Annotated in this window: 1 protein-coding gene; it reads right to left on the bottom strand. The window is 63.3% G+C overall.

Translation table 11 applies throughout. The features are described from left to right. Positions 1-1,301 (bottom strand): ISNCY family transposase (locus tag VJR90_02490; GenBank protein HKV96341.1); only part of this gene is annotated, 1,301 nt, incomplete at its 3' end. Positions 1,302-1,364: the final 63 nt, after the last annotated feature.

The raw sequence follows: 1,364 nt of genomic DNA on the forward strand, positions 1-1,364 counted from the left end.
GGACCCGCCGTCGCCGTAGCTGTGGGAAAGTGGGAATCCCGCCGGGTTTGCGGGATTTCCAAGCGAAGGGGAAAACCTGTTTTTGGTTTTCCACGTAGCGGCTTTTCCACAGCTTTTCGCCCGCCGACTCGTTCCCGCAACGGCACGCCTTGCCCGGTATAACGCCCCACGCAGTGCGGCCCGTAGCGCAGACTGAGCGTTCCATCCAAGTGCTGCCGCACGGTCACCGTGCAGCCGGCCAGCGTCCCGCGCCAACGGACCGCTTCAATCTGCAACCAGAGATTTTGAAAGCTCACCGTGTTGTCCCGGCCCACGGCGCGCTCGAACTGCAAGGAAAATACCTCCTCCCAATCGCGGCGCCGGCAGATCGTGAACGCGCTGCCGGCCTGTGCCGGTTGCACTCGGAAGCGCGCGTTGAATTCCGCGATGTATTCCTCCCGCAGAAATCGGTTCGCCGCTTCCACCGTGGTGATGCCGCGCAAGCGCAACTCTGGCGGCAATCGCCCTTGCCAGGTACCAAAATTACGCTCGCTGCGTCCCCGCGCTTGCGGAGAATAGGCGGGAATCATGCGCACGCCCAGTTCGTGCAACGCCCGGCCCACCTGCGTCAGACGGTGGCGATCCACGGCCTCGCCGGCCTTCGGCGTCAGCCAGAAATGGCTTCCGCGATCGCTGTACAATGCGCAGAACAATCCCTGCCGCCCGATGACCTCGCACAGCGCCGCCATCACCGTCTGCGTCGATTCCTCTTCCACCAGTTGCGCGTAGTAGATCTGGCTGGTGGCGTCGTCCAGGATCACGATCAGATCGTGCCAGCGCTGGTCTCCCAGCCAGCGGTGCCGGCTGCCGTCGATGTGCAGCAGCATCCCCGGCAAGGGCCGCCGGGCTCTTCGCTGGCGGTGCACTCCCCGCTTGCGGCCTCGTGCCACCAGCCCTGCTCCTTGCAGAATCCCTTTCACCCAGCTGTAGCTCAGGCGAATCTGGTGTTCGCTCTGCAGCTTCTCGTGAAAATGCCGCACGTTCAGATCGAAATACCGATCCCGGTACAGCCCCAGCACGCGCTCCACGCTGGCCACCGGCTCGCGTTTCGGCGAAGGCCGCCCGCGCCGGCGATCGAACAGCCCGCGGAATCCGAACTCCTCGTAGCGTTCCCGCCAGCGCCGCATGTGCCGGTCGCTGATGCCCAGGATCTCCGCCGCTTGCCACCACGTGATCTTCTTCCCCATCGCCTGCAACATCACTTCCTGTACCTTCATTGCCCGCTCCACCGCGGCTTGTGTGTAAGAGTCCATGCCCAGCATGGTCTCCTACCTTCACAGCCCGAAAAGCGGACATTTCACTTGCTAATTCAACCGGACATATCA

This window comes from Gammaproteobacteria bacterium, from assembly GCA_035279405.1.
In the GTDB taxonomy this organism is placed as follows: domain Bacteria; phylum Pseudomonadota; class Gammaproteobacteria; order Natronospirales; family REEB76; genus REEB76.